Consider the following 23,311-nt stretch of genomic DNA (forward strand, 5'->3'; position numbering starts at 1 on the left):
CTCAGACCCCGTCCGCCTCGAGCCGCGAAGGCCGGGCCGCGAACGCGCGGACGAACTCCGCCGTCCGGCGCACCGCGGCCGCGACGATCTCGTCGCCCGCCTCGCGGCTGGCCAGGCGGGCGTCGCCGAACACGCCGTTGCGGGTCCGCGACGCGAACGAGCGCGGCACCGTCACGGCGAACGGCTCGTAGTTGTCCTCGAAGGCGCCGTAGTCGTCGACGTGGTCGCCGGCCTCCAGCGCGTCCGGGCGGACCAGGTCCGCCGTCACGGCCAGCGCGACGCTGGTCTCCACCTCGCAGGCGTGCCCCCAGCGCGCGGTTTGACGGTGTGCGGCCACGGCGTCCGCGGCCTGCGTCATCCAGAACGCCGACGCGGCCTCGACGCCGTGCTCGTAGGTCAGCTCCGTCGTGAGGACGCCCAGCACGTTCTCGTTGCCGCGATGCCCGTTGACGAACACGACCTTGCGCAGTCCGTGCGCGCGCAGGCTCAGCACCACGTCGGTGAGCACCGCGCGGAACGCGTCGGCGCCGATGCTCAGCGTGCCCGGGAAGGACAGGTGGTGCGCGGACAGCCCGAACGGCAGCGGCGGCGTGACGACGGCCAGCGGCGCCACCTCGTCGGCGACGCGGCCGGCGATCTCCGCGGCGACCCGCCAGTCGATGCCCATGCCCAGGTTGGGGCCGTGCTGCTCGGTGGCGCCCACCGGGATCAGGGCCACCTTCGCGTCCGCAGCGAGCGCCGCGAACTCGGTGGTGGTCAGGTCGCTGAGCCGGGTCATGCCGGGCTCCTCTCCAGGTCGGACTCGGGCACCGGCGGCGGGAAGCCGTGCGCGCGCAGCGGCATGGTCACGGCCGCGACGAGCAGCAGCACGCCGGCCACCGGGATGGCGGCATAGGCCCACGAGGTGGGCACACCGAGCTGGACGTACGGGATGTGGTCGCGGGCCTGCGCGACGGACAGGCCGGCGCCGACGACGATCGCGAAGAAGCCGATCTCGGCCACGCGCAGCAGCACGAGCAGCACCCGCAGCGGCCGGCCGGTGAGCTTGGAGTCCAGCCAGCCGGTCGTGATGTGCTCGGCGAAGCAGTACGCCGCGACCGACCCGAGCATGACGGTCCAGAGCAGCAGCAGCTGGCTCAGGTCGGTCACCCACAGCCAGCCGTGCCCGATCTGCCGGGCCACCATCTGGGCCAGGTTCACGACGAAGATCGCGAAGAAGGCCAGCCCGCCGGCCCACGCGGTCGCCCGGCCGAGGCCGGTGGCGACGGCGGCGAAACGGCCTCCGCCCGCGCGCGGGCCGGCGGAGGGGGTCACGACGCCTGCTCCTTCAGCTCGGCCACCTCGTCCAGCAGGCCTTCGGGCCACAGGTCGCCGTCGAACTGACGGAACGTCTCCGAGACGGCGGTGCGGAAAGCCTCGACGTCGGGCTGGACGACGGTGAGCGACTGCTCCAGTGCGGCCATGGCCTCGTCCATCTGCTTCTGCACCTCGGCGGTGTCCAGCTCGCCGGCCTCGTGCGCGGCGTCGACGACGGCGTCCTTGTCGTCCTGGCACAGGCCCTGCCACCAGTCGTCGGACACGTACCAGGACCGCGCGTCGCGGATGTAGTCCGTCGGCATGTAGTAGTCCTGCACCTCGTCGAGGCTCTGGTTGACGATGGTGATGGAGCCGTTCTCCTGCGCGTCGACGACGCCCTGGCGCAGCGCCAGGTACAGGTCGGCCAGCGGGACGACCTGCGGCTCGGCGCCGAGCGCCCGGGCGAACGCCTGCGGCATCGGCGCCTCGGCGATGCGCAGCTTCAGGCCCTCCATGTCCGCCGGCGTCTCGATCGCCCGGTTCGCCGACAGCGCCCGCGGCTCCGCGTCGCCCTCGATCGCGATGACGCGGACGCCGGTGGCCTCGGCCGCCTCGTCCAGCAACTCGCCGAACCGGTCGGTGCGCAGCACCTCGAGCAACTGGTCGTAGCTGTCCCACAGGAACGGGACGCTGGTGATGGTGAACGCCGAGGCGCCCTCCAGCGTCGGGTAGATGCTGATGCCCTCGTAGAACAGGTCGACCTCCTGCCCGGCGCTGAGCCCGGCGAAGATGTCGTTGACGCCGCCGATCTGGCTGTTCGGGAACACCCGGACGGTCAGCCGGCCGTCGGTGCCCTCGTCGACCAGCTCGGCGAACTTCTCCGCGGCCAGCGTGGCCGGGTCGGACTCGGCCCGGATCGTGGCCAGCCGCAGCTCCTGGTCGGTGCACTCCGCGGCGTCGCCGCCGCCGCTTCCGCCGTCGTCGCCGGTGACGAAGCCGCAGCCGGACGCGGCGACGACGCAGAGGGCGGCGATGAGGGTGGTGCGCGTCTTCATGCGGGTCATGCGGTGCCTCCCGAGGTGACGGTGAGGATGAACTCGATCTCGACGGGTGAGCGGCGCGGCAGGGCCGCCACGCCGACGGCGGACCGGGCGTGCCTGCCGCGGTCGCCGAAGATCTGCCCGATCAGCTCGCTGGCGCCGTCGATGACGCGCGGCTGGTCGTGGAAGTCGGGGGTGCCGGCGACGAAGCCGGTGACGCGGAGCACGCGGCCGATGCGGTCGAGGCCGCCGGCGTGCTCGGCGGCGCAGGCCAGGCCCTGCAGCACGCAGATGCGGGCGGCCCGCTTGGCGGTCTCGAGGTCGACGTCGTCGCCGAGCCGGCCGGTGATGCGGACCTCGCCGTCCTCCTTGGGCAGCTGGCCGCTGACGTACAGGACACCCGCGTGCTCGGTGACCGGCACGTAGTCGAAGCTGGGCGTGGCCGCCGGCGGCAGCTCCAGGCCGAGCTCGCGCAGTCGGGCGGTGGGGCTGTCGGTCACTGGTCCTCCTCGGTGTCGGGCGACAGGCGCGCCGCGTAGTCCGCCGCGCCGGAGGCGGCGGTGCCGTACCGGGGCGAGAAGCCCAGTTCGGCGCGGATGCGGCGGTCGTCCATCAGGGGCAGGTCGGGTGCGCCGTCCGGGATCTCGACGACGGTGGCGTCGGCGCGGCCGGTGCTGCTCGCGGCCACGATGGCCCGGACCAGCTCGGCCAGGCCGCCGCGGTGGCCGACGACGTTGTAGAGCGGGCTGGGCGGGTCGGTCCCGACGCCGGCCAAGAGTGAGGCCGCGGCGTCGTCGACGTGGATCCAGTCGGCGGTCCCGGTCCAGGCCTCGATGCGGGCCGGGCGCCCGGCGACGAGGTCGGCGAGGAACCGGACCAGCGTCTCCTGGCTGCCGCCGTACCAGCGGCCGGGCCCGTAGACCAGCGGCAGCCGGATGCCGGCGACGGGCAGACCGAGGTCGGCGGCCAGCACCCGGGCCAGCTGCTCGGCGCCGACCTTGGTGGCGCCGTAGACGAGGTCGGGCGTCAGCGCGGCGTCCTCGTCGACGGTGCCGCGACCGGCGGCCGGGCCGTAGACGGTGCTGCTGCTGGACCAGCACAGCCGCCGGACGCCGTGTGCGGCCGCGGACTCGATGACGTTGGCCAGGCCGCGGATGTTCACGTCGACGGCCAGGGCCGGGCGGTGCCGGGCGCCGGCGGCCAGGCCCGACGCGCCGACGCCGAACGCGGCGAGGTGGACGATCGCGTCGGGGCGCGTGTCGGCCAGGACGGCGTCGACGGCGGCGCGGTCGGTGACGTCGAGGACGGTGTGCCCGACACCGTCGGGCAGGTCCGGCAGCGCCGGGCCGCCGGGCGCGTCGTGGCCGGTGACGACCACGCGCCGGCCCGCGGCGACGGCGGCACGGGCGACCGCGGCACCGATGAACCCGGTGCCGCCGATGACGAGGACGGGGCCGGTCATCGGTCCACCCGCAGCCGGTCGAGGGCGTCCTCGTCGATCTCGATGCCCAGGCCGGGGCCGTCCGGGACCATCACGGCGCCGTCGACCAGCGTGAACGGGCGGGTCGCCAGGTCGTCGCGTAGCGCGTTGCGGCCGCGGTCGTGCTCCAGCCACAGCGGCTCGGCCGGGTGGTCGACGTGCGGGTAGTCCGGCACGGCGGCCAGCAGCTGCACCGACGCGGCCTGCGCGACGACGCCGCCCCACACGTGCGGCGAGAACCGCACGTTCCACGTCTGCGCCAGGTGCGCGATGACCCGCGCCTCGCCCAGCCCGCCGCACTTGGACACGTCCGGCTGGACGACGTCGACCAGCCGCTCGGCGATGAGGTCGCGGAACCCGTAGCGGGTGTAGACGGCCTCGCCGGCGGCCAGCGGGACTCCGCAGCCGCGCAGCAGCGCCCAGCCGCTGCGGTCGTCCGGCGACACCGGCTCCTCGATCCAGCCGGGCGCGAACTCGCGCAGCCGGTCGATCGAGCGGCGGGCCTGGTCGGCGGTGTAGTTGCCGTTGAAGTCGAGCAGGATCGCGGCGTCCGGGCCGAGGATCTCGCGGGCGGTGCGCGCCCGGGCGACGTCGCTGTCGAAGCCGAGGCCGAGCTTGATCTTCACGCCGGTGTAGCCGTCGGCGGCCAGCTCGCGCAGCCCGTCGGCGAACCGGCCGTGGTCGTTGTCGCGGGTCACGTAGCCGGCCGACGCGTACGGCGTCAGGCGGTCGCGGGTACGGCCGCCGAGCAGCACGTGCACCGGGACGCCGAGCGTCCGGCCGAGCGCGTCCCACATCGCGATGTCGATGGCGCCGGCCGCGGCGATGTGGTGGCCGCCGCTGGAGTGGTGGTAGCCCTGGTTGAACAGCCGGGTCAGCCAGCTGCCCGACGGCTCCAGCCGCGCGCCCGCCAGCCCGCCGGCCAGCTCCTCGATCAGCACCGCCGTCGCTCGCGACGAGCCCCACGCCTCGCCCCAGCCGACCACGCCGTCGGTGGTCTCCAGCCGCACCAGCGTCGCGGCCCGGGCGTGCACCAGCCCGCGGGCCGAGCCGTAGGCGTCGTCGGGCGCGAAGGCGTCGCGCACCGCGACCGCCTCGATGCGAGCGATCTGCGGAACGGTCATGCGCGCGCTCCCATCAGGCCGGACAGCCGGGCGGCCGGAGTCAGCACGTCGGAGTCGGTGCGGACCACGAGGACCCGTGGCCCGGCCTCGCGCCGCAACTCGGCCAGCGCGTCGTCGAGCTGGCCGGTGTCGGTGACGGTGCGCGCGGCGGCGCCCAGCGACCGGGCGAAGCCGGCGAGGTCGACCGGGCCGATGTCGACGCCGCCGGTGCGGCGCAGCTCCCGGGCCTGGTGCATGGCGATGGTCCCGTAGAGCAGGTTCTGGAAGACGACGACGATCGGCTCGACGCCGTAGCGGGCGGCGGTCTCCAGCTCCTGCCCCGTCATGAGGAAGCCGCCGTCGCCGGCGAGGGCGAGGACCGTGCTGTGTCTTTGCGCCAGAGCGGCGCCGATCGCCGCCGGGACGGCGTAGCCCATCGCGCCGGAGATCGGCGCCAGCTGCGTGCGCGGCCGCTCGAACCGCCAGTACCGGTGCCCGAAGACGGAGAAGTTGCCCGCGTCGCTGGTGACGACGGTGTCGTCGGCGAAGCCGCGGCGCAGCGCGGCCATGACGTCGGCCGGGTGGACGCCGCCGGTGGCCTCGTCGTGCGGGGCGCCCGGGTCGCTGAACGCGAGGTAGCGGGCGTGGGCGTCGCTCCAGTCGTGCGCCGGTTCGCCGGGGCCGGCCCGCTCGACCAGCGCGGCGGCGAAGGCGCGCACGTCGGCGACGACCCCCAGCTCCAGCGGGACGACGCTGCCGAGGGTGTCCGGCTGGGTGTCGACCTGGACGACCCGCGTCCCCTCGGCCGGCAGCGCGTACGTCTGCGTCGTCACCTCGTCCAGGCGGCTGCCCAGCACCAGCACGACGTCGGCCGTGCGCAGCGGCTCGAGCAGCTCGGGCGCCGTGCCCAGCGTCAGGTGGCCGAGGTAGTGCTGGTGCGTGTTCGGGAAAGTGTCCTGGCGGCGGAACGCCGTGTAGACGCCGAGCCCGTACCGCTCTGCCAGCGCGGTCAGCACCTCGTGGCCGTCCTGCGCGCCCTCGCCGAGGATGACGACCGGGCGGGCGGCCCGCTCCAGCAGGCCGGCCGCCGCCGCGACCTCGTCCGGGCCCGGTTGCGGCCGGGGCCGCGCCGGCACCCGGCGTCCGGCCGGCCGTCCCGGTTGTCCGAGCAGGTCAGACGGGAAGGCCACCACCGCCGGACCCGGCCGGCCGGACGTCGTCATCGCCAGCGCCCGCGCCACGACGTCGGCGGCGCGGTCGGCGCGCTGCACCGTCGCCCCGAACGTCGACAGCTGGGCGAAGAACCCCGGCAGGTCGACCTCCTGGAAGGCCTCCTTGCCGAGGTGGTCGGTCTCGACCTGGCCGAGCAGCACCAGCATCGGGGTGGAGTCCTGGTGCGCCGTGTGCACCCCGATCGCGAGGTTCGTCGCGCCGACGGCCCGGGTCGCCATCGCGACCGCCGGGCGACCCGTCAGCTTGCCCTCCGCCTCGGCCATGAAGGCCGCGCCGGACTCGTGCCGCGTCGAGATCAGCTCCAGCTCCGGGCGCCGCACGACCTCGTCGATCAGCTCCAGGAAGCTCTCGCCGGGGACGGTGTAGAACCGCCGCACCCCGGCCTCCGCGAGCAGGTCGACCGTCGCGGCCGCCGCCGTCGTCGTCACTGCTGCGCCTCCTCGGGCTGCTGCAGCCGGCGGAACACGTTCTCGACGTGAGCGGCGGCCTCTCTCAGCAGGGCCGGGCCGTCGCGGCCGACGAGCGCGGCGAAGATCGCGTGGTGCTCGGCCTGCGCCTCGCGCGCTTCACCGACCGAGCGGCCCTGGTAGTGGCGGGCGACCTGCACGTGCACCTTGAGGTCGTCGAACGCGTCGAGCAGGAAGATGTTCCCGCCCGCGGCGACGGTGGCCCGGTGGAACTGCGCGTCGAGCTCGTTGAACGCCTGGATGTCCAGCTCCGGCGCCCCCGCGACGCCGTCCAGCTTCTCCACGATCTGCCGCAGCTCGTCGATCGTCTCGTCGTCGAGGTGGTCGACGGCCGTGCGCAGCGCGCCCTGCTCGATCACCGACCGGGCGTCGAACAGCTGCCGCAGCTCGTTCTCGTCGAGCAGGTCCGTGACGCGGAAGCCCTTGTACGGCTCGACGCTGACCAGGCGCTCGGTGACGAGCCGGTTCAACGCCTCCCTGATCGGCGTATGACTGACGTCGAGCAGCGCGGACAGCCGCTCCATGGTCAGCCGCTGGCCGGGCGCCAGCCGGTGATCGATGATCTGCGCCCTGAGCATCTCGTAGGCCCGGTCGCTGAGCGCATCCCTGGAGACCTTCCCGCCAATCATGGATTTTATAAAATCTATCGTTTGCCGGGTTGTCAAGGGGTGGGCCGAGAACGTGATGGTGTGAAGACGGCGTCAGGCCGGGGATGTGTGCACTGCCCAGCAGAACCGGTATGCTCGGCGTCGTGCCGCCTCTATGGGCGGCATCTGCGGGTGTAGTTCAATGGTAGAACTCCAGCTTCCCAAGCTGATAACGCGGGTTCGATTCCCGTCACCCGCTCCACGCCTCCACCGCCGGTTTCGGTGCCATCATGGACACCACCGACCAGGCACGGCCAGACGGTCGCCGCCGAGCAGGTAGGAGCCGCTGATGTCCAGGCGGAACCATGGCCGCAGTGGCTCGATCACCGGCGCCCCCGGGTCCACCTGGTGGGCGCCCCGGGCTCGCGGCTGGTGGATCGCCGTGCTGTTCGCCATCGGGTCGTTGCTGTTCGCGGTCGGCTCCGTGCCCGCGTACGTCAGCGCCGTCGGGACCCGGTGGGACACCGCCACCTACTTCGTCGGCTCGCTGTTCTTCACGTCGGCCTCGTTCCTGGCCTACCGCGAAGCGGTCGACGCCGGCCCGGCGCATCGGCGCTTCTTCGTCTACCAGCCCGGGCGGATCGACTGGTGGGCGACCGCCGTTCAGCTGGCCGGGACGCTGTACTTCAACGTCAGCACGGGAGTGGCCATGGCGGCCAACCTGTCCGCCGAGACCGAGCACCAGCACCTCTGGCGGCCCGACGCGATCGGCTCGGTCTGCTTCCTGGTCGCCAGCTTCCTGGCCTGGTACGAGGCCTGCCACGGCTGGGTCGCCTGGCGTCCGCGGTCGTGGTCCTGGTGGATCACGCTGACCAACCTGATCGGCTCGATCGCGTTCGGCATCTCCGCCGTCGCGGGCTACATCAACCCGATCACCGGCCAGGTGCACGACGCGGCGCGGGCCAACACGCAGACCTTCATCGGCGCGGTGTGCTTCCTCATCGGCGCCGTGCTGCTGCTCCCCGAACGGACTCAGGAGACAGCCGGCGTCACTCCCCCTTCAGCTGGATCAGGCCGGCGTTCGTCGGGGTGAATCCGCAGGCGTCGAAGTAGAACGAGCGCAGGTGGTCGTCGAAGTCGACGTGGAGCCATTCGCAGCCGGCGGCTCGGGCGTTCTCGCGGGCCACGGCGATCAGCCGCACGCCGACGCCCTGCCGCTGCGCTCGTGCCGCCACCGCGGTGTCCTGGATGAACGCGTGCACCAGCCCGTCCCACACGACGTTCACGAAGCCGACGAGGTCGCCGTCGGCGCGCGCCGTGACCCAACCGACGCTGTGGCGGTCGAGTTGCGCCTGCCAGTCGTCGTCGAAGGGGCGGTGGTCGAAGGCGTCGGCGTGCAGGGCGTTCACCTCGTCGTTGGTGAACGGGCCGCGCCACTCGAAGGTCGTCATCGCCCCATCCTGGCCCGCTGCTCAGACGTCGACGAACAGGTTGATCGTGACGACGTCGCCGATCTGCAGGTTCTCGGCCCGGCGGACGACGTCCTTGAGGGGGACGAGGTAGCCGCCGTCCTTCGGGTAGAGCGACGTGGTCCACTCGGTGCCGTCGATGCGGGCCTTGACCGGGATCATCCCCCAGCCGTACGTCACCATCGCCGCCGCCTCGGCCAGCTCGGCGCTCTCGTCGGCCGGCACCGTCACGAAATGGAACGGCGACGGGCCGCGCCAGTGCCAGATCTCACCGCTGAACTCCAGCTCCACCGGCTCAGCATAGGGACGACCCGGCGTCAGTCGCGGACCTCGAGCCAGTCGAGCGCCTCCTGGCGGGTCCGTACCACCTCGCGTCCGAAGCGGGGCAGGTCGACCATCGCGACCGGCCCGCCGTAGAACGCGTCGTCGTCGGCGCGGATGCCGAGGGCGGCGAGGTACTCGATGAGGATGTCGCGGTTGAACCGCTGTTTGATCAGGCGGGCCCGATACAACTCGGGACGCTCGAACGACAGTGGGTCGCCGTACTCGTGCCAGCTCCACCGGCCGTCGGCGCAGTCCGCGCAGAGTGACCGTTCCTGCACCGGCCACGGCACGCCGGCATGCCGTGCGACCCGCAACTGGGTCCCGCCGTGCCCGGGTCCGTGCCGTGGCGAGTGCAGCGCGGTCACCCGGCGGACGCCGGGCAGCGCGGCCGCGACCGGACCCGCAATGCTCGGCTCACCACCCGTCGCCCTGTTGTCGATCAGCGCCGTCCAGGTCTCGCCGCATCCGATGACGAGGTAGCGCGTCACCGGCACGGTGAACGGCTCGAGCGCCTCGAGGCAGGCGGGGTACGGCGGCAGGCCGCGCTGCCACCAGCGGCGGCGCCGTACCGTGCCGTGCCACACCGCCGCGACGACCTGGTCGAACGGGCCCTGCAGGTACGAAACCCACCAGCCGGCCGGGCTGGCCGATCCGCCGAGCAAGCGCTGCACGCCGGCGAGCCTAGACCGCGGGCAGCGGCTCGCCGCTCACATGCGTCACCACCAGCTCCGGGACGGCGCCTTCGGAACCGCCGCGGGCGGGGAAGTCGAACACGCCGAGCATGAGCTGCATCGGGTAGTCCGGCGCCTGGTGCACCACCCGCACGACCTGCCCGTCGACGCTGAAGGTGAGGCGGCCAGGGCGCCAGTCGACGCCGTAGAGGTGGAAGTCGGAGAGCTCCAGGTCGAGCCAGGGCGTCGCGAAGTCCTCGCTCAGCAGCGGGTCGCGGAAGGCGTGCACCCCCATGCCGACGTCGTGCGGGGCGGACCCGAACACCTCCATGACGCAGATCTCGCCGGACCGCTCCGGCCGGTCCTCGATGCCGGACAGCCAGAACGCCACCATCGAGCGCTCCGTGACGACGCCGCGCATACGCGCCTCGAACCGCCCGTACGTCGGCGTGTACCCCCAGAACGGCGGCTGCTCCTCGCGCACCGTGAGCCCCGGCACGAACGGCTGCTGCCCGACGGTGCTGCCGACGGGCCCGGAGAACGCGCCGGTCTGCAGCGCCGACACCCGCAGCGGCTCGTCGTGGCGGTCGGCGCACCAGAGGCCCTGCGTCGGCGGAATGGACAGCCGCAGCTCACCGTCGCTGACGGTGTAGGTGGCGGCCGACTCGGCGCGCGAGCTCCAGTGGGACAGGTAGAAGGGACACCAGACGCTCGTGTCGAGGTCGTCGCCGTCGAACCGTTCCTCCATACGCACGGCCATGCCAGATCGTAGCCCCGTCCCCGGACATCATTCCCAGACGGACACCGACGGGAGTCCGCGGTGCGCCCGCGCGGCGTCGACCAGCTCCTGGACCAGCGCCGTCTTGGCCCGCGTGTACGCGTCGGAGTCGTCGGTGCGGGTGGCGAGGTCGCGCTTGAGCGCGCCGTACCGGCCGGCAGCGTCGGGGTGGGCGCGCAGGTGGTCGCGGAGCAACCGCTCGTTGCGGGTGTCCCACGTGTCGGCGGTGACGACGTGCAGGTGGTGGGTGCGCCGGCCGGTGGCGTCGTCGCGCGGGTAGAACAGCCGGCCGGTCATGCCGGTGTCGAGCCGCCGGTACCCGAGCGCGAGCAGCGCGTCCTCGCGGGCCGTGACGGCGTCGAGCGCGGGCACCGACGCCATGAGGTCGATGATCGGCTTGGCCGCGAGCCCGGGCACCGACGTGCTGCCGATGTGCTCGAGCTCCAGCAGGACCCCGGGCAGCGCCGCGCGCAGCTCGCCGGCGGCCGCCTCGGCCAGCGCGGGCCACGCGGGGTCGTACTCACGCACTTCGATGACCATCCGGCCACGCTAACGAACCCCGGCCCGTGGTTAGGGTGTGCTCATGCGTTTCGGCGTCCTCGGCCCGCTGGCCGTCTGGACCGACGACGGCGGCAGCGTCACCGTCCCGGGGGTGAAGGTACGGGCGCTGCTCGCCGACCTCCTCGTGCACCAGGGCCGCACGGTGTCGGCCGACCGACTGGCCGACGACATCTGGGGCGACGACGCGCCGGCCAACCCGGGCGCCGCGCTGCAGGTGCGGGTGTCGCAGCTGCGCAAGGCGCTCGACGACGCCGAGCCGGGCGCCCGCGACCTCGTCGTCTCCCGCGCCCCCGGCTATGCGCTCGAGACCGCTGCCGTCGACGTCGCGCGCTTCGCCGAGCTCGTGGCCCGCGCCCAGGACGCCGGCGACCCGGCCCGGCGCAAGGAGTTGCTGACGGAGGCGCTCGGCCTCTGGCGCGGCCCGGCCCTCGCCGACTTCGCCGACCACGAGTTCGCCGCCACCGTCGCCGCCGGCTGGGAGGAGCGCCGGCTGGCCGCGCTCGAGCTGCTGGCCGAGGCGCGGCTGGAGCTGGGCGAGCACACCGTCCTGGCCGCCGAGCTGGCCGCGCCGGTCGCCGACCACCCGTTCCGCGAGCGGCTGCGCGCCGTCCACCTGCGCGCGCTCTACCGGGCGGGACGGCAGAGTGAGGCGCTGGACGGCTACGACGAGTTCCGCCGCGGCCTCGCCGACGAGCTGGGGCTGGACCCGGGCCCGGAGTTGGCCGCCCTGCACCAGGCCATCCTCGAACAGGACCCGAGCCTGGCCCCGTCGCCGCAGCGGCGGCGGGCCCGCACCAACCTCCCGCCGCCGGTCGCGCTGATCGGCCGCGACGCCGCGCTGGAGGACCTGCGCGAGCTGCTGGGCAAGGAGCGGCTGATCACGCTGACCGGCCCGGGCGGTGTCGGCAAGACCCGGCTGGCGACGTCCGCGGCGCACCCGCTGGCCGACGGTTACGACGACGGCGGCTGGCTGGTCGAGCTGGCCGCGCTGGAGCGCCCGCATCCCCGTCGCGCCGTCGACGACATCGCCGAGCTGACGATGGCCACGCTCGGCATCCGCGACGTCGCCGAGCCCGGCGAGCGCCCCGCCACCCCGGCCGACCGGCTGGCCGAGGCGCTGCGCGAGCGCCGGATGCTGCTGGTCCTGGACAACTGCGAGCACCTCGTCGAGCACGCGGCGGCGCTCGCCGACCGGCTGCTGCGCGCCGCGCCCGGCGTCACGGTCCTGGCCACCAGCCGCGAACCGCTCGGGCTCAGCGGCGAGGTGCTCTGGGACGTCCCGCCGCTCGACCTGCCCGAGGCCGACGACCACCTCGCCGAGTCCGGCGCCGTGCGGCTGTTCGTCGAGCGGGCGACGGCGTCGGCGCGCGGCTTCACGCTGGACGCGTCGACCGGTCCGGCCGTGGCCCAGCTGTGCCGGCGCCTCGACGGCATCCCGCTCGCGCTGGAGCTGGCCGCGACCCGGGTCCGCGCGCTGGGCGTGCACACGCTGCTGGACCGCCTGGACGACCGCTTCCGCGCGCTCGGCAGCGGGCCGCGCGACCGGCCGGCCCGGCAGCGCACGCTGCTCGCGGCCATCGAGTGGAGCTGGAACCTGCTGGAGCCGGACGAGCAGACCGTGCTCCGGCGGCTGGCCGTCCACGCCGACGGCTGCACGCTGGCGGCCGCGGAGGCGGTCTGCGCGGAGGACGGCGACCTCGACGTCCTCGACCTGCTGGTCCGGCTGGTCGACCGGTCGCTGGTCGTGGTCGACGAACGGGCCGGCGGGCCGCGCTATCGGCTGCTGGAGTCCGTCGCCGCGTACGGCGTCAACCGGCTGCACGAGTCCGGCGAGCACGCCGTCATCCGGGCCCGGCACGCCCGCTACTACACCGACCTGGCCGAGCGGGCCGACGCGGAGCTGCGCGGTCACCGTCAGGGCGCCTGGCTGCACACCCTCGACGTCGAGTCGGCCAACCAGCGCGCGGCGCTCGACTCCGCCGAACGGCTCGGCGACGCCGAGCTGGCGCTGCGGCTGACCGGCGCCCTGACGTGGTACCGGCTGCTGCGCGGCCGGCCGACGGAGGCCCGCCGGGCGCTGGAGACGGCGCTGACGGTCGCCGGCGAGGCGCCGCCCGCCGTCCGCGGCCGGGCGCTGACCTGGCACACCGGCATCACGATCCTGCAGGGCGACCAGCACGACTGGGCCGAGCGGTGCGAGGCGGCGCTGCGCCCGTTCGACGAGGCCGACGACCCGGCGGCCCGGGCGCACGCGGAGTGGTTCCTCTGCCACGCGACGTTCGACCTCGGCGACGCCGCCTTCACCGAGCGGCTGCTGGACAGCGCCACCGAGGGCTTCGCGGCGACCGGCAACCGCTGGGGCGAGGCCGCGGCGCTGACGCTGCGGGCGCGGCTCGCGCACGTCAACGGCGACGCGGCCGCGATGGAGGCCAGGGCGTCCCAGGCCGTGCGGATCTTCACCGACCTCGGCGACGGCTGGGGCGTGCTGCAGGCGACCGACTGGCTGATCGGGCAGGCCGACCTCACCGGCGACTACGACCACGCGCGACGGCTGTGCGCCGACGCGCTGACGCGGGCGGAGTCGCTGGGCCTGTGGTCGGAGGTCTCCGGCGTGCTGTCGTGGCTGGCATGGATCGAGGTCCAGACCGGCGACAACCTCGCCGCCCGCGAGCACGGCGAGCGGGCGCTGCGGCTCGCCGCCGAGCACAGTGGCCGGTCCGCGCAGGTGTTCGCGTCGCTCAGCGTGAGCTTCGCCGCCCGCCGGTCCGGCGACTTCGACGCCGCCGAGGAGCTGCTGACCCGCCTGCTGCGCGGCGCCGAGGAGCAGTCCGAGACCGCCGGGACCGCGTTCTACGCGCCGATGGTGCTGAACGAGCTGGGGCTGCTCACCGCCGAGCGGGGCGACCCCGCGGCGGCGCTCGACCTGCACCTGCGCTCGCACGACGTCGGTGTCGAGATCACCGCGGGCCGCGATCAGACGGCCGCGCTGGAGGGCGCGGCCGCCGCGCTGGCGCTGTCCGGAGCGGCACGCGACGCCGCCGTCGTGCTCGGCGCCACCCGGGCCGCCCGCGACACCGTCGGCTTCCCGCTGTCACCGGCCGAGCGGCTGGAGGCCGAGCGCGTCGCGGCGCTGGTCCGATCGGTGCTGGACGACGCCGCGTTCGAGGCGGCCGTCGCCGACGGCGCGCGCATGACCAGCGCGGCCGCCCGGGACCTCGCCGGGCGGCCGCGCAGGGAGCCGGATCACTTGGGCGCGTAGACGCCCACGATGATCCCGGAGTCGAAAACGGTCTGGTCGACCAGCTTCAGGTGGCTGACGTCGAAGCCGTCGCCCAGCCGGTACCCGTCGCCACCGGCGATGACCGGGTACGTCCAGAAGTGGTACTCGTCGACCAGCTGATGCTCCAGCAGCGTGCGGTCCAGCTCGCCGGTGCCGTACTTGATGATGTTCTCGCCGGGCTGCTGCTTGAGCTCGGCGACGGCCTGGGCGACGTCGCCCTCCAGCGCACGGGCGTTCCACTCCAGGTCGCCCGTCAGCGTCCGCGACGCGACGTACTTCGGCAGCGCGTTCATGCGGTCGGCGATCGGGTCGCCGGCCCGCGACATCCACGCCTCCTTGAAGCCGTCGTAGGTCTCGCGGCCCAGCAGCATCGCGTCGGAGCCGTCGACCAGCTTGGCGTTGTAGTTGTTGTGCTGCTCGTCCCAGTACGGCTGGCCCCAGACGTGCGGCTCGCCGATGCAGCCGTCGAGCGTGATGAAGGTCGACTCGATGATCTTGCGCATGATGTCCTCCTGGTCGGTTCGTTCTCGATGACCCCCACGATGCCGGTACCGCCTTACGGTTTCCTTCAGGTTCCGCTTCAGGCGTGTCCACAGCGGGTACGCGGGGAGGCAGGAGGTGCACCGTCATGAACACCAGCTCCCACCAGATCGGCGTCTGGCTCGATCAGCTGCCCGCCGACCGCCGGGCGGAGGTCGAGGCGCTGGCCGGCCAGGTCCGTGCCGCCGTCCCGGGGCTCGACGAGGCGATCAAGTGGAACCGGCTGACCTTCACGGCCGGCGGCGACTGGCACCACTGGGTGTGCGCCGTCGCCGCGACGAAGCACGGCGCCAGCCTGTCGCTGCACAAGGGCGCCCTCCTCGACGACCCGGAGCGCCTGCTCACGGGCGACGGCCAGTACCTGCGCACCGTGCCGGGCGCCCGAGCCGGCGAGCACGCCGCGGCGCTGGCGGACCTGCTTCGACAGGCGGTCGACCGGCAACGCGACATGCTTCCCGGCTGACGCGAGTGGCACAATCCGCCGCATGCCCGCGAACCTGATCGTCGAACCGCTCGATCGGCGGCCGGAGCTGGCCGCGATGCAGTCACAGCTGCCGAACCTGTGGCCGCGCTTCATGCAGCAGGACCCCACCGCGAATCTCTATTACCCGGACGTCGAGGCCAACCACCCCGAGCACGTGCTCATCGCCTACGAGGAGCCGGACACCCCGGTCGCGCTCGCCTACACCGTCCCGTTCGAGTTCGGCAGCGAGCACCGGCGGGAACTGCCCGACGACGGCTGGGACGGCGTCATCCGGTGGGCCGCGCAGGACCGCGACCGCGACACCCGGCCGACGCTGGTGTCGGCGCTGGAGATCTCCATCCGGCCGGACCGGCGCGGCCAGGGCCTCGCGCAGGTGCTGCTCGCGGCGATGCATGAGAACGTCCGCCGGCTGGGCTTCACCGAGCTGGTGGCGCCGGTCCGGCCGAGCGCGAAACACCTCGAGCCGCACACGCCGATGCACGAGTACGCCCACCGCACCCGCCCCGACGGCCTGCCGGAGGACCCGTGGCTGCGGGTACACGCCCGCGCCGGCGCGACGATCGCCAAGGTCGCGCCGCGGTCGATGGTCATCACCGGCACGCTGGCCGACTGGCGCGAGTGGACCGGCCTCCCGTTCGACACCACCGGCGACGTCGTCGTCCCGCAGGCGCTGCTGCCCGTCCACTGCAGCGTCGAGCACGACCACGCCGTCTACGTCGAGCCCAACGTGTGGATGCGCCACCCGGTCGGCTGACCGACGGCGTCAGCGGTCGGCCTGGTGGTACTCCAGGCCGGCGCCGGACGGGATCAGGTAGGCCGCCCACCGCTCCACCGGCGGCTGCCCGCCCAGCGACCGCGCCGTCGTCAGGCCCGCGACCTCGGGACCGATCAGCGCCAGCCGGAACGGCACCGCGGCGAACAGGCGGGCGCCGATGTCGGCCAGCCAGCGGTCCAGCGGCCGCCGCCACAGCAGGGAGTCGCCGCCGCGGAACGGGAAGGCGGCGCTGCGCGGCTCGGCGAGGTCCAGCGCGCCGACCGGGATGAAGAACACCAGCCAGTCGGTACCGGACACCTGCCGGACGGCCCGCGCCCCGCAAACGACGGTGCGCTGCCGCGGCAGCGTGACGAGACCGGCCAGGCGGCCGTGCCGCTGCAGCGCGGCCGCGGTGCACGGCGCGTCGGTCCACGTACCGGGGTCGTCGCGGCCGGCCGCATGGCACCCGGCGACATCGGCGGCCGCCCACAGCGTCGTCAACGCCGTCTCCAGCCGCGCGTCGTCGCGTTCGCCCAGCTCGACGGCCAGTTCATAGGCACCGCCGAGCCAGAGCGCGTCATCTCGCAGATCGGAAGCGTCCGCCGCCACGGGACCATCATTCCGGCTGGACGGCGCTCATGGGGGTGGTTCCGGACATCTCGGGCCAGACGGTCCTAGATGAGGTCGACGACCACCTTGATGTCGTCGTCCTCGCGCCGCAGTGCCCGCGCCGCGTCCTCCAGTGGCACCCGCCGGGTGATCAGCCGGCCGAGCCAGGCGGGGTCGGCCGCCGCCAGAGCGTCCGCCGCGGCCCGGTAGTGCCGGTGGTTGGCGTTGACCGACCCGAACAGCACGTCGTTCTCCAGCACCATCTCGCGATAGCCGCTGCCCGCCTCGACGGAGATGCGTCGCCCGGCGGCGTACACGCCGGTCAAGCAGACGATGCCGAACGCGGCGGTGTTCGCCATGGCGCCGAAGGCGAGGTCGGAGACACCGGTGGCCTCGATGACGACGTCCGGCCGGACCTTCTCGGCGGCCCGCTCCAGCCCGTCGTGGTGGTACGTCGCGCCGAGGGCGGCGACGGCGTCCGGCTTGGGCCCGCGGCCGACGACGTCGAGGACGTGCACGTCCAGTCCGCGCTGCACGCCCAGCAACGCGGCCAGCAGACCGATCGGACCGGCGCCGGTGACGAGCACCGAGGCGGGCTCGAACCACGCCCGCTCCCCGATGCGCTGGATCTGCTCCCACGCCTTCGCCACCACACTGGCCGGCTCGACCAGCATGCCGACCGGCTGCAGTGCCGGATCGAGCACGACCACGTCGCCGTCCGGGACGCACCATGCCTGCGAGCCGAAGCCGTCCAGTCCCTTGATGCCGTGCTCGGTGTAGCGGCCGTTGCGGCACATGTCGAACTCACCATGCGCGCAGGCCGGGCACGGCACCGGGTCGGGCCGCCGGACGACGCCGACCACCAGATCGCCCGGCTCGGCCCGGCTCCCGGCCGGCGCCCGCAGGACCCGGCCGAGCGACTCGTGCCCCAGCACCAGGAGGTCGCGACCGGGCGGCGGGTCTCCGTACTCACCAGCGACGATCTCGGCGTCGGTGCCGCAGATCCCGATCGCGACGCCCCGCACCAGCAGGTCGCCCTCCCCTGGCGTCGGGTCGGGCACCTCGCGGACCTCGAACGACCCGGGCCGGCCGGGCTCCACCGTCATCGCGCGCACTGTGGACCCTTACCCCGGAACCCATCGGCCACCGGAGTAAGAATACTTGACGGGTGGACACTATTTGATGAGGATAGGGGGCCCATCAACCAGGAGGAAGGCCATGTCCACGTCGGTGCTCTACATGTCCATGTCCGTCGACGGCTACATCGCAGCGCCGGACGACTTCCTCGGCGGCCCCGAGGGTCACCGGCTGCACGAGTGGTTCGCGCCGGGCGGCGAGTTCGCCGAGCTCACCGGGCCGGCGGCGCAGGTGATGGAGGAGATGGGTGCGGCCGGCGCCGTCGTCACCGGACGGCGCACGGCCGAGCTGATGGACCACTGGGGCGGCGACCTCGGCGGCCGGCCGATCTTCGTCGTCAGCCACCGCCCGCCGGGTCCGGCCGCGCGGTTCGGGTACCCGCTGGTGACCTACGTGACCGACGGCGTCGCCAGCGCGATGGAGCAGGCGCGGGCCGCGGCCGGCGACAAGGACGTGCACGTCCAGGGCGGGTACACCGCGCAGCAGGCGCTCGCGGCCGGTGTGCTGGACGAGCTGCAGATCGCGCAGGTGCCGGTGCTGCTGGGCGGCGGCCGGCGGCTGTTCGACCTGCTGCCCGCCGAGGTCGAGCTGGAGATCGTCCGGGTCATCGACACCCCGGAGGCCACCCACCTGCGGTATCGCGTGGTCAGTCCGGCAGCATCGGCATGACCAGGCCCTCGTCCTTGTTCAGCAGCACCGCCCGGGTGACGGCGCGGACGCCGAACCGGTTGCGGACGTCGTCGACGGTGGCGTCGAGGGCGCTGCCGCCGTGGCGGTCGATGGGCAGCGCCAGCTGCAGCGGATCGTCGTCCTCGAGGTTGCTCAGCGCGACGCCGACCAGCGTGAGGCCGCGCTCCTCGATGGTCGGCGCCGTCGCGGCGACGAGGTTGCGCACCACCGTGAGCAGCTGGCCGGTGTGCGACGTCGGCTCGGCCAGCGTGTGCGAGCGCGTCGCCCGGGTGTAGTCGTCGAAACGCAGCCGCAGGACGACGGTGCGAGCGACCCGGCGGGCGGCGCGCAGCCGGCGGGTGACGCGGTCGATGATGCCGACGACGACGGCGTCCAGCTCGGCCGCCGTGCGGCGGCGGCTGCCGAGCGCGTGCTGCGACCCGATGGAGTGGCGGCGCTGGCCGACGACGACGCGGCGCGGGTCGCGGCCGATGGAGAGCGCGTGCAGGTGCCGGCCGGCCGCCGGGCCGACGATCGCGACCAGCGATCGCTCCGCGAGCAGCGCGACGTCGCCGACGGTGTGGATGCCGCGCTGGCGCAGCTTCACCGACGTCTTCTCGCCGACGCCCCACAGCCGCTCGATCGGCAACGGGTGCAGGAAGTCGAGCTCGCGGTCGGGCTCGACCACCAGCAGGCCGTCGGGCTTGGCGACGGCGCTGGCCACCTTGGCGAGGAACTTCGTGCGGGCGACGCCGACGGTGATCGGCAGGCCGACCTTCCGCAGCACCTCGCGGCGCAACCGGGCAGCGATCTCGGGCGGCGAGCCGGAGATCTTGGCCAGCCCCCCGACGTCGAGAAACGCCTCGTCGATGGAGAGCCCCTCCACCAGCGGAGTGGTCTGCCGGAACACGTCGAACACCGCCTCGCTGGCCGCCGAGTAGGCGGACATGCGCGGTGAGACGACGACGGCCTCGGGGCACAGCCGGCGCGCCTGGCGGCCGCCCATCGCCGTGCGCACGCCGCGCGCCTTGGCCTCGTAACTGGCGGCCAGGACCACGCCCATGCCGACGATGACGGGCTTGCCGCGCAGGTCGGGGTCGTCGCGCTGCTCGACCGACGCGTAGAAGGCGTCGAGGTCGGCATGCAGGATGTTCGCCCGCTTGACCACGAACACATGTTCGCATCATCTCCACATGATGCCAAGACCTCCGACAGTCCGTATCTTCTTGACAAATGTATTTGTCGGTGACAGCATGGTCGGCATGCAGGACGTGACGGTGATCGAGGACCCCGCAGCGGCCGAGGCGTCGCTGGACCCCATGCGCACCCGGCTGCTGGCCGAGCTCGCCGAGCCGCTGTCGGCCACCATGCTGGCCGGGCGCGTCGGGCTGGCCCGGCAGAAGGTGAACTACCACCTGCGCACGCTCGAACGGCACGGGCTGGTCGAGCTGGTCGAGGAACGCCGGAAGGGCAATGTCACCGAGCGGGTGCTCCAGGCGACGGCGGCGTCGTACGTCATCTCGCCGACGGCGCTCGCGGCGGTGCAGCCCGACCCGTCCCGCTCCCCCGACAAGCTGTCCGCGCGCTGGCTGCTGGCGCTCGCGTCGAAGCTGGTCCGCGACGTCGGGCTGCTGCTCACGGCATCGACGAAGGCACGTAAGCGGGTGGCCACGTTCGCCATCGACGGCGAGGTGCGCTTCGCGTCGGCCGCCGACCGCGCCGCGTTCGCCGAAGAGCTGGGCGGCGCCGTCAGCGCGCTGGTCGCCAAGTACCACGACGAGTCCGCCGCCGGCGGGCGCACGCACCGCGTCGTCGTCGCCGTCCACCCGAGCGTCGACACCGCGAAGAACGAGGAGTCCTGACATGAGCCGCCGCTTCGAATCCACCCACCAGGCCGACCTCGACGCCACGCCCGAGGACATCTGGCAGGCCATCGCCACCGGTCCCGGCATCGACTCGTGGTTCATGGGCAAGGCCGACGTCGAGCCCGGGCCCGACGGCAGCGTCCGCATCGACTTCGGCGGCTACGCGCCGTCGTACGACGTCACCGCGTGGGAGCCCGGCAAGCGGCTGGCCTACGGCGAGACCCCTGAGCCCGACGGCCGGTTCGTCGCCTACGAGTTCCTGCTCGAGGGCCGCGATCACGGCAGCACCACGCTGCGGGTGGTGGCCAGCGGGTTCCTGCCGGGCGACGACTGGGCCGACGAGTTCGAGGCGATGTCGCGCGGCCACGAGATGTTCTTCCGCACGCTGTTCGAGTACCTCGCCCACTTCGCCGGCCGCACCGCCACGCCCGTCACGGCGTTCGGCCCGCCGGTCGCCGACTGGGACCACGCCTGGTCGACGCTGCACGACGAGCTCGGCCTCACCGCCCCGGTCCGGCCCGGCGACGCCGCCACCGTGCTGGGCGCCGACGGCGTCGTGTACTACGTCAACGCCGACACCCTCGGCGTCCGCACCGGCGACGCGCTGCTCCGCTTCATCAAGGGGTTCCGCGGCCCGATGATCGCCTCCCACCACGTCTTCGCCGACGACGCGCAGCGGCACACCGACGCCGCCTGGCAGTCGTGGCTCGCCCGCGTCTTCGGCTGATCCCACCCGACAAGGAGAGTCCGCCCATGTCCACCGTCACCTCGGCCGACGGCACCGTCATCGCGTACAGCAAGGCCGGCTCCGGCCCGCCGCTCGTCCTCGTCGACGGCGCCCTGTGCTACCGCGATTTCGGCCCCATGTCCGGCCTCGCCGACGCCCTGGCCTCGTCGTTCACCGTCTACACCTACGACCGGCGCGGCCGCGGCGAGAGCGGCGACACCGCGCCGTACGCCGTCGAGCGCGAAGCCGAGGACCTCGAGGCGCTGATCGCCGCGGCCGGCGGCGAGGCGTTCGTGTACGGCGTCTCGTCCGGCGCGGCGCTGGCGCTGGAGACGGCGAAGCGGCCCGGATCCGGCATCACGAAGCTGGCGCTGTACGAGCTGCCCGCCATCATCGACGACACCGCGAAGCCGTGGCCGTCCGACCTGCTGGCCCGCACCGACGCGCTGGTCGCGGCCGGCCGCCGCGGCGATGTCGTCAAGCTGTTCATGAAGACCGTCGGCGCACCGGCGGTCGCCATCGCGATGATGCGGCTCACCCCGGTGTGGAAGAAGCTCAAGGCCGTGGCGCACACCATCCCGAACGACTTCCGCGTGCTCGGCGACACCGGCTACGGCAAGCCGTTCCCCGCCGACCGGTGGTCCGCGGTCGCCCAGCCGGCCCTCGTCATGGACGGCGGCAAGAGCCCCGAGTACATGCGGGGCAGCCAGCGGCGGCTGGCCGAGGTGCTGCCGAACGCGCAGCACCGGACCCTGCCCGGCCAGACGCACATGGTGAAGGCGGCCGTGCACGCTCCGGTGCTCGCGGAGTACTTCAGCTCCTGACGACCTCCGCCGCCCGCTCGCCTGGCGTCGGAGCCGGCGCCGTCCGCCGTGCGGGCAGCAGCAGCCCCACGGCGGCGCCGGCCAGGGCCAGCAGGAACGCGCCGGCCAGAGCGGCCGTGAACCCGTCGGCGAACTCCTCCGGCGACTCGTAGCCGCCCCGGGCGGCGAAGACGGCGACCAGCACGGCGATGCCGAACACGCCGCCCAGCTGGCGCAGCATCGTGTTCGCGCCGGCGGCCTTGCCGATCAGGTGCTCGGGGACGGATCCGACGGCGGAGTTCTGCGTCGCCGGCATCGCCATCGCGATGCCGATGCCGGCGATCACCAGCGGCGGCACCATCGCGGCGTAGGCCAGCCCCGGCGACGCGATCAGCGCCAGCCAGCCGAACCCGGCCGCCTGCAGCACCAGCCCGCCGGCCAGGAACGGCCGCTCGCCGAACCGGTCGACCAGCGCGCCCGCGATCGGCGCCACCACCATGAGGCACCCCGTCCACGGCACCAGCCGCAGCCCCGCCTGCAGCGGCGAGTGCCCCTGCGCGACCTGCAGGAACTGAGCGATCAGGAAGAGCGTCCCGAACAGCGACGCGATCAGCAGGAACCCGGCCGCGTTGCCGGCCGAGAACGACCGTGACCGGAACAGGCTCATCGGCAGCATCGCGTGCGCCGCCCGCCGCTCCCACCCGACGAACGCCACCAGCAGCACCGCGCCGAGCGCCAGCGTCGTCACGACCTCCGCGCTGGCCCAGCCGGCGCCGTTGCCGCGGACCAGCCCCCACACCAGCCCGAGCGCCGCGCCCGTCGCCAGCACCAGCCCGGTCAGGTCGAGCGACGTGCGGGCGCCGCGGCTCTCCTCGATCCGGGTCAGCGCGAACGGCAGCACCACCAGCCCGAGCGGCACGTTCAGCCAGAAGATCCACTCCCAGGACAGCCCCTCGGTGATCGCGCCGCCCAGCAGCGGGCCGCCGACCACCGAGAGCCCGGTCACGCCCATGAAGATGCCCAGCGCCCGGCCGCGGCGCTCGGCCGGGAAGGCGGCACTGAGCAGCGCGAGCGACAACGGCATCAGCAGTGCGGCGCCGGCGCCCTGGGCGATGCGGGCCGCGATGAGCCAGCCGACGCCCGGCGCCAGCGCGCAGGCCGTCGACGACGCGGTGAACGCCACCAGGCCGACGGCGAACATGCGACGCCGTCCGTAGCGGTCGCCCAGCGCCGACCCGGTCAGCAGCAGCACCGCCAGGCTCACGTTGTAGGCGTTGACCGTCCATTCCAGTTCTTCCAGCGTGGCGCCGAGATCGTCCCTGATGGTGCTCAGGGCCACGGTGACGATCAACGTGTCCAGGGCCACCATCAGCGAGGCGACCGAAGTGAGGGCCAGCACCCAGGCCCGGTGCGAGCGAGAGCTCATCACGACTC

General features: G+C 73.6%; 26 protein-coding genes and 1 tRNA gene. 9 read left to right on the top strand and 18 right to left on the bottom strand.

The annotated features are described in order from the left end of the window. Nucleotide 1: 1 nt before the first annotated feature. The 8 genes from BLU82_RS27685 to BLU82_RS27720 are packed head-to-tail and all read right to left on the bottom strand — an operon-like array spanning nucleotide 2 to nucleotide 7,248. Nucleotides 2-778 (bottom strand): creatininase family protein, encoded by a 777-nt coding sequence (locus BLU82_RS27685; protein WP_092624137.1) that lies wholly within the window; start codon nucleotides 776-778, stop codon nucleotides 2-4. Further along, a complete protein-coding gene (locus tag BLU82_RS27690) occupies nucleotides 775-1,314 on the bottom strand; it encodes a TRAP transporter small permease (protein WP_092624138.1) in 540 nt (179 codons plus the stop codon). Before BLU82_RS27690 ends, BLU82_RS27685 begins: the two co-directional genes overlap by 4 nt. Beyond that, entirely contained in the window at nucleotides 1,311-2,360 is a 1,050-nt protein-coding gene (locus BLU82_RS27695; protein WP_092624139.1) for a TRAP transporter substrate-binding protein, read from the bottom strand. Before BLU82_RS27695 ends, BLU82_RS27690 begins: the two co-directional genes overlap by 4 nt. After that, nucleotides 2,357-2,836 carry a RidA family protein gene (locus BLU82_RS27700; RefSeq protein ID WP_092624140.1) on the bottom strand — a complete coding sequence of 160 codons (480 nt, stop codon included), beginning with the start codon at nucleotides 2,834-2,836 and terminating at the stop codon, nucleotides 2,357-2,359. Before BLU82_RS27700 ends, BLU82_RS27695 begins: the two co-directional genes overlap by 4 nt. After that, the gene (locus BLU82_RS27705) at nucleotides 2,833-3,798 is read right to left on the bottom strand and encodes an NAD(P)-dependent oxidoreductase (protein WP_092624141.1); all 966 of its coding nucleotides are present in this window, start codon (nucleotides 3,796-3,798) and stop codon (nucleotides 2,833-2,835) included. Before BLU82_RS27705 ends, BLU82_RS27700 begins: the two co-directional genes overlap by 4 nt. Next, a complete protein-coding gene (locus BLU82_RS27710) occupies nucleotides 3,795-4,940 on the bottom strand; it encodes a mandelate racemase/muconate lactonizing enzyme family protein (protein ID WP_092624142.1) in 1,146 nt (381 codons plus the stop codon). The genes BLU82_RS27705 and BLU82_RS27710 overlap by 4 nt, the downstream gene beginning before the upstream one ends. Continuing rightward, nucleotides 4,937-6,580 carry a thiamine pyrophosphate-dependent enzyme gene (locus BLU82_RS27715; protein ID WP_092624143.1) on the bottom strand — a complete coding sequence of 548 codons (1,644 nt, stop codon included), beginning with the start codon at nucleotides 6,578-6,580 and terminating at the stop codon, nucleotides 4,937-4,939. The genes BLU82_RS27710 and BLU82_RS27715 overlap by 4 nt, the downstream gene beginning before the upstream one ends. Further along, nucleotides 6,577-7,248: a GntR family transcriptional regulator gene (locus tag BLU82_RS27720; protein ID WP_092624144.1), complete on the bottom strand. Its 672-nt coding sequence runs from the start codon at nucleotides 7,246-7,248 to the stop codon at nucleotides 6,577-6,579. Before BLU82_RS27720 ends, BLU82_RS27715 begins: the two co-directional genes overlap by 4 nt. A 146-nt stretch (nucleotides 7,249-7,394) precedes the next feature. Between BLU82_RS27720 and BLU82_RS27725 the strand changes: the two genes are divergently transcribed. Next, a tRNA-Gly gene (locus BLU82_RS27725) sits at nucleotides 7,395-7,468 on the top strand. Between the two features lie 87 nt (nucleotides 7,469-7,555). After that, a complete protein-coding gene (locus BLU82_RS27730; RefSeq protein WP_157741299.1) occupies nucleotides 7,556-8,299 on the top strand; it encodes a hypothetical protein in 744 nt (247 codons plus the stop codon). Here the strand turns inward: BLU82_RS27730 and BLU82_RS27735 are convergent. Genes BLU82_RS27735 through BLU82_RS27755 form a run of 5 tightly spaced genes read right to left on the bottom strand, consistent with a single transcriptional unit; the run spans nucleotide 8,256 to nucleotide 10,988 of the window. Next, a complete protein-coding gene (locus BLU82_RS27735) occupies nucleotides 8,256-8,657 on the bottom strand; it encodes a GNAT family N-acetyltransferase (RefSeq protein WP_092624146.1) in 402 nt (133 codons plus the stop codon). The genes BLU82_RS27730 and BLU82_RS27735 overlap by 44 nt on opposite strands. A gap of 21 nt (nucleotides 8,658-8,678) precedes the next feature. After that, nucleotides 8,679-8,966, bottom strand: coding sequence for a DUF1905 domain-containing protein (locus tag BLU82_RS27740; RefSeq protein ID WP_092624147.1), 288 nt, complete (start codon nucleotides 8,964-8,966; stop codon nucleotides 8,679-8,681). A gap of 26 nt (nucleotides 8,967-8,992) precedes the next feature. Next, a complete protein-coding gene (locus tag BLU82_RS27745) occupies nucleotides 8,993-9,670 on the bottom strand; it encodes a hypothetical protein (RefSeq protein ID WP_092624148.1) in 678 nt (225 codons plus the stop codon). A 10-nt stretch (nucleotides 9,671-9,680) separates the two neighbouring features. After that, nucleotides 9,681-10,430 carry a glycoside hydrolase family 16 protein gene (locus tag BLU82_RS27750; RefSeq protein ID WP_092624149.1) on the bottom strand — a complete coding sequence of 250 codons (750 nt, stop codon included), beginning with the start codon at nucleotides 10,428-10,430 and terminating at the stop codon, nucleotides 9,681-9,683. A 27-nt stretch (nucleotides 10,431-10,457) separates the two neighbouring features. Beyond that, nucleotides 10,458-10,988 carry a GrpB family protein gene (locus BLU82_RS27755; RefSeq protein ID WP_092624150.1) on the bottom strand — a complete coding sequence of 177 codons (531 nt, stop codon included), beginning with the start codon at nucleotides 10,986-10,988 and terminating at the stop codon, nucleotides 10,458-10,460. Nucleotides 10,989-11,031: 43 nt separating this feature from the next. Between BLU82_RS27755 and BLU82_RS27760 the strand changes: the two genes are divergently transcribed. Next, nucleotides 11,032-14,268: a BTAD domain-containing putative transcriptional regulator gene (locus tag BLU82_RS27760; protein ID WP_092626385.1), complete on the top strand. Its 3,237-nt coding sequence runs from the start codon at nucleotides 11,032-11,034 to the stop codon at nucleotides 14,266-14,268. Here BLU82_RS27760 and BLU82_RS27765 read toward each other — a convergent pair. Further along, nucleotides 14,253-14,792 (bottom strand): dihydrofolate reductase family protein, encoded by a 540-nt coding sequence (locus BLU82_RS27765; RefSeq protein ID WP_092624151.1) that lies wholly within the window; start codon nucleotides 14,790-14,792, stop codon nucleotides 14,253-14,255. The two genes, BLU82_RS27760 and BLU82_RS27765, sit on opposite strands and share 16 nt — an antisense overlap. 125 nt (nucleotides 14,793-14,917) lie before the next feature. Here BLU82_RS27765 and BLU82_RS27770 point away from each other — a divergent pair, with 125 nt between their 5' ends. Then, a complete protein-coding gene (locus tag BLU82_RS27770) occupies nucleotides 14,918-15,292 on the top strand; it encodes a DUF1801 domain-containing protein (RefSeq protein WP_092624152.1) in 375 nt (124 codons plus the stop codon). Between the two features lie 22 nt (nucleotides 15,293-15,314). After that, complete coding sequence (locus BLU82_RS27775; protein ID WP_092624153.1) at nucleotides 15,315-16,067, top strand: GNAT family N-acetyltransferase; 753 nt, start codon at nucleotides 15,315-15,317, stop codon at nucleotides 16,065-16,067. A 9-nt stretch (nucleotides 16,068-16,076) separates the two neighbouring features. On the opposite strand, the gene BLU82_RS27780 is transcribed toward BLU82_RS27775, so the two are convergent. Together BLU82_RS27780 and BLU82_RS27785 are read right to left on the bottom strand one after the other, a co-directional pair. Next, entirely contained in the window at nucleotides 16,077-16,676 is a 600-nt protein-coding gene (locus BLU82_RS27780; RefSeq protein WP_092624154.1) for a hypothetical protein, read from the bottom strand. A 65-nt stretch (nucleotides 16,677-16,741) separates the two neighbouring features. Continuing rightward, a complete protein-coding gene (locus tag BLU82_RS27785) occupies nucleotides 16,742-17,791 on the bottom strand; it encodes a glucose 1-dehydrogenase (RefSeq protein ID WP_092624155.1) in 1,050 nt (349 codons plus the stop codon). A gap of 103 nt (nucleotides 17,792-17,894) precedes the next feature. Here BLU82_RS27785 and BLU82_RS27790 point away from each other — a divergent pair, with 103 nt between their 5' ends. Continuing rightward, on the top strand, nucleotides 17,895-18,482 hold the full coding sequence (locus BLU82_RS27790; protein ID WP_092624156.1) for a dihydrofolate reductase family protein: 588 nt from the start codon (nucleotides 17,895-17,897) through the stop codon (nucleotides 18,480-18,482). On the opposite strand, the gene dinB is transcribed toward BLU82_RS27790, so the two are convergent. Further along, the gene (dinB, locus tag BLU82_RS27795; protein WP_092624157.1) at nucleotides 18,460-19,656 is read right to left on the bottom strand and encodes a DNA polymerase IV; all 1,197 of its coding nucleotides are present in this window, start codon (nucleotides 19,654-19,656) and stop codon (nucleotides 18,460-18,462) included. The genes BLU82_RS27790 and dinB overlap by 23 nt on opposite strands. Before the next feature lie 88 nt (nucleotides 19,657-19,744). Between dinB and BLU82_RS27800 the strand changes: the two genes are divergently transcribed. Genes BLU82_RS27800 through BLU82_RS27810 form a run of 3 tightly spaced genes read left to right on the top strand, consistent with a single transcriptional unit; the run spans nucleotide 19,745 to nucleotide 21,898 of the window. Further along, a complete protein-coding gene (locus BLU82_RS27800; RefSeq protein ID WP_172885714.1) occupies nucleotides 19,745-20,344 on the top strand; it encodes a helix-turn-helix domain-containing protein in 600 nt (199 codons plus the stop codon). Nucleotide 20,345: 1 nt separating this feature from the next. Next, entirely contained in the window at nucleotides 20,346-21,074 is a 729-nt protein-coding gene (locus BLU82_RS27805; RefSeq protein WP_092624158.1) for an SRPBCC domain-containing protein, read from the top strand. Between the two features lie 26 nt (nucleotides 21,075-21,100). Beyond that, nucleotides 21,101-21,898 (top strand): alpha/beta fold hydrolase, encoded by a 798-nt coding sequence (locus BLU82_RS27810; protein ID WP_092624159.1) that lies wholly within the window; start codon nucleotides 21,101-21,103, stop codon nucleotides 21,896-21,898. Here the strand turns inward: BLU82_RS27810 and BLU82_RS27815 are convergent. Continuing rightward, complete coding sequence (locus tag BLU82_RS27815; RefSeq protein WP_092624160.1) at nucleotides 21,888-23,303, bottom strand: DHA2 family efflux MFS transporter permease subunit; 1,416 nt, start codon at nucleotides 23,301-23,303, stop codon at nucleotides 21,888-21,890. The two genes, BLU82_RS27810 and BLU82_RS27815, sit on opposite strands and share 11 nt — an antisense overlap. Nucleotides 23,304-23,311 lie beyond the last annotated feature (8 nt).

It is taken from the genome of Jiangella sp. DSM 45060 (assembly GCF_900105175.1).
In the GTDB taxonomy this organism is placed as follows: Bacteria; Actinomycetota; Actinomycetes; order Jiangellales; family Jiangellaceae; genus Jiangella.

Bases quoted from the DNA above. Each gene is read 5' to 3' on its own strand.
- BLU82_RS27685 (WP_092624137.1), bottom strand. From the start codon at position 778: ATGACCCGGCTCAGCGACCTGACCACCACCGAGTTCGCGGCGCTCGCT.
- BLU82_RS27695 (WP_092624139.1), bottom strand. From the start codon at position 2,360: ATGACCCGCATGAAGACGCGCACCACCCTCATCGCCGCCCTCTGCGTC.
- BLU82_RS27705 (WP_092624141.1), bottom strand. From the start codon at position 3,798: ATGACCGGCCCCGTCCTCGTCATCGGCGGCACCGGGTTCATCGGTGCC.
- BLU82_RS27710 (WP_092624142.1), bottom strand. From the start codon at position 4,940: ATGACCGTTCCGCAGATCGCTCGCATCGAGGCGGTCGCGGTGCGCGAC.
- BLU82_RS27720 (WP_092624144.1), bottom strand. From the start codon at position 7,248: ATGATTGGCGGGAAGGTCTCCAGGGATGCGCTCAGCGACCGGGCCTAC.
- BLU82_RS27730 (WP_157741299.1), top strand. From the start codon at position 7,556: ATGTCCAGGCGGAACCATGGCCGCAGTGGCTCGATCACCGGCGCCCCC.
- BLU82_RS27735 (WP_092624146.1), bottom strand. From the start codon at position 8,657: ATGACGACCTTCGAGTGGCGCGGCCCGTTCACCAACGACGAGGTGAAC.
- BLU82_RS27750 (WP_092624149.1), bottom strand. From the start codon at position 10,430: ATGGCCGTGCGTATGGAGGAACGGTTCGACGGCGACGACCTCGACACG.
- BLU82_RS27755 (WP_092624150.1), bottom strand. From the start codon at position 10,988: ATGGTCATCGAAGTGCGTGAGTACGACCCCGCGTGGCCCGCGCTGGCC.
- BLU82_RS27760 (WP_092626385.1), top strand. From the start codon at position 11,032: ATGCGTTTCGGCGTCCTCGGCCCGCTGGCCGTCTGGACCGACGACGGC.
- BLU82_RS27765 (WP_092624151.1), bottom strand. From the start codon at position 14,792: ATGCGCAAGATCATCGAGTCGACCTTCATCACGCTCGACGGCTGCATC.
- BLU82_RS27770 (WP_092624152.1), top strand. From the start codon at position 14,918: ATGAACACCAGCTCCCACCAGATCGGCGTCTGGCTCGATCAGCTGCCC.
- BLU82_RS27775 (WP_092624153.1), top strand. From the start codon at position 15,315: ATGCCCGCGAACCTGATCGTCGAACCGCTCGATCGGCGGCCGGAGCTG.
- BLU82_RS27790 (WP_092624156.1), top strand. From the start codon at position 17,895: ATGTCCACGTCGGTGCTCTACATGTCCATGTCCGTCGACGGCTACATC.
- BLU82_RS27800 (WP_172885714.1), top strand. From the start codon at position 19,745: ATGCAGGACGTGACGGTGATCGAGGACCCCGCAGCGGCCGAGGCGTCG.
- BLU82_RS27805 (WP_092624158.1), top strand. From the start codon at position 20,346: ATGAGCCGCCGCTTCGAATCCACCCACCAGGCCGACCTCGACGCCACG.
- BLU82_RS27810 (WP_092624159.1), top strand. From the start codon at position 21,101: ATGTCCACCGTCACCTCGGCCGACGGCACCGTCATCGCGTACAGCAAG.
- BLU82_RS27815 (WP_092624160.1), bottom strand. From the start codon at position 23,303: ATGAGCTCTCGCTCGCACCGGGCCTGGGTGCTGGCCCTCACTTCGGTC.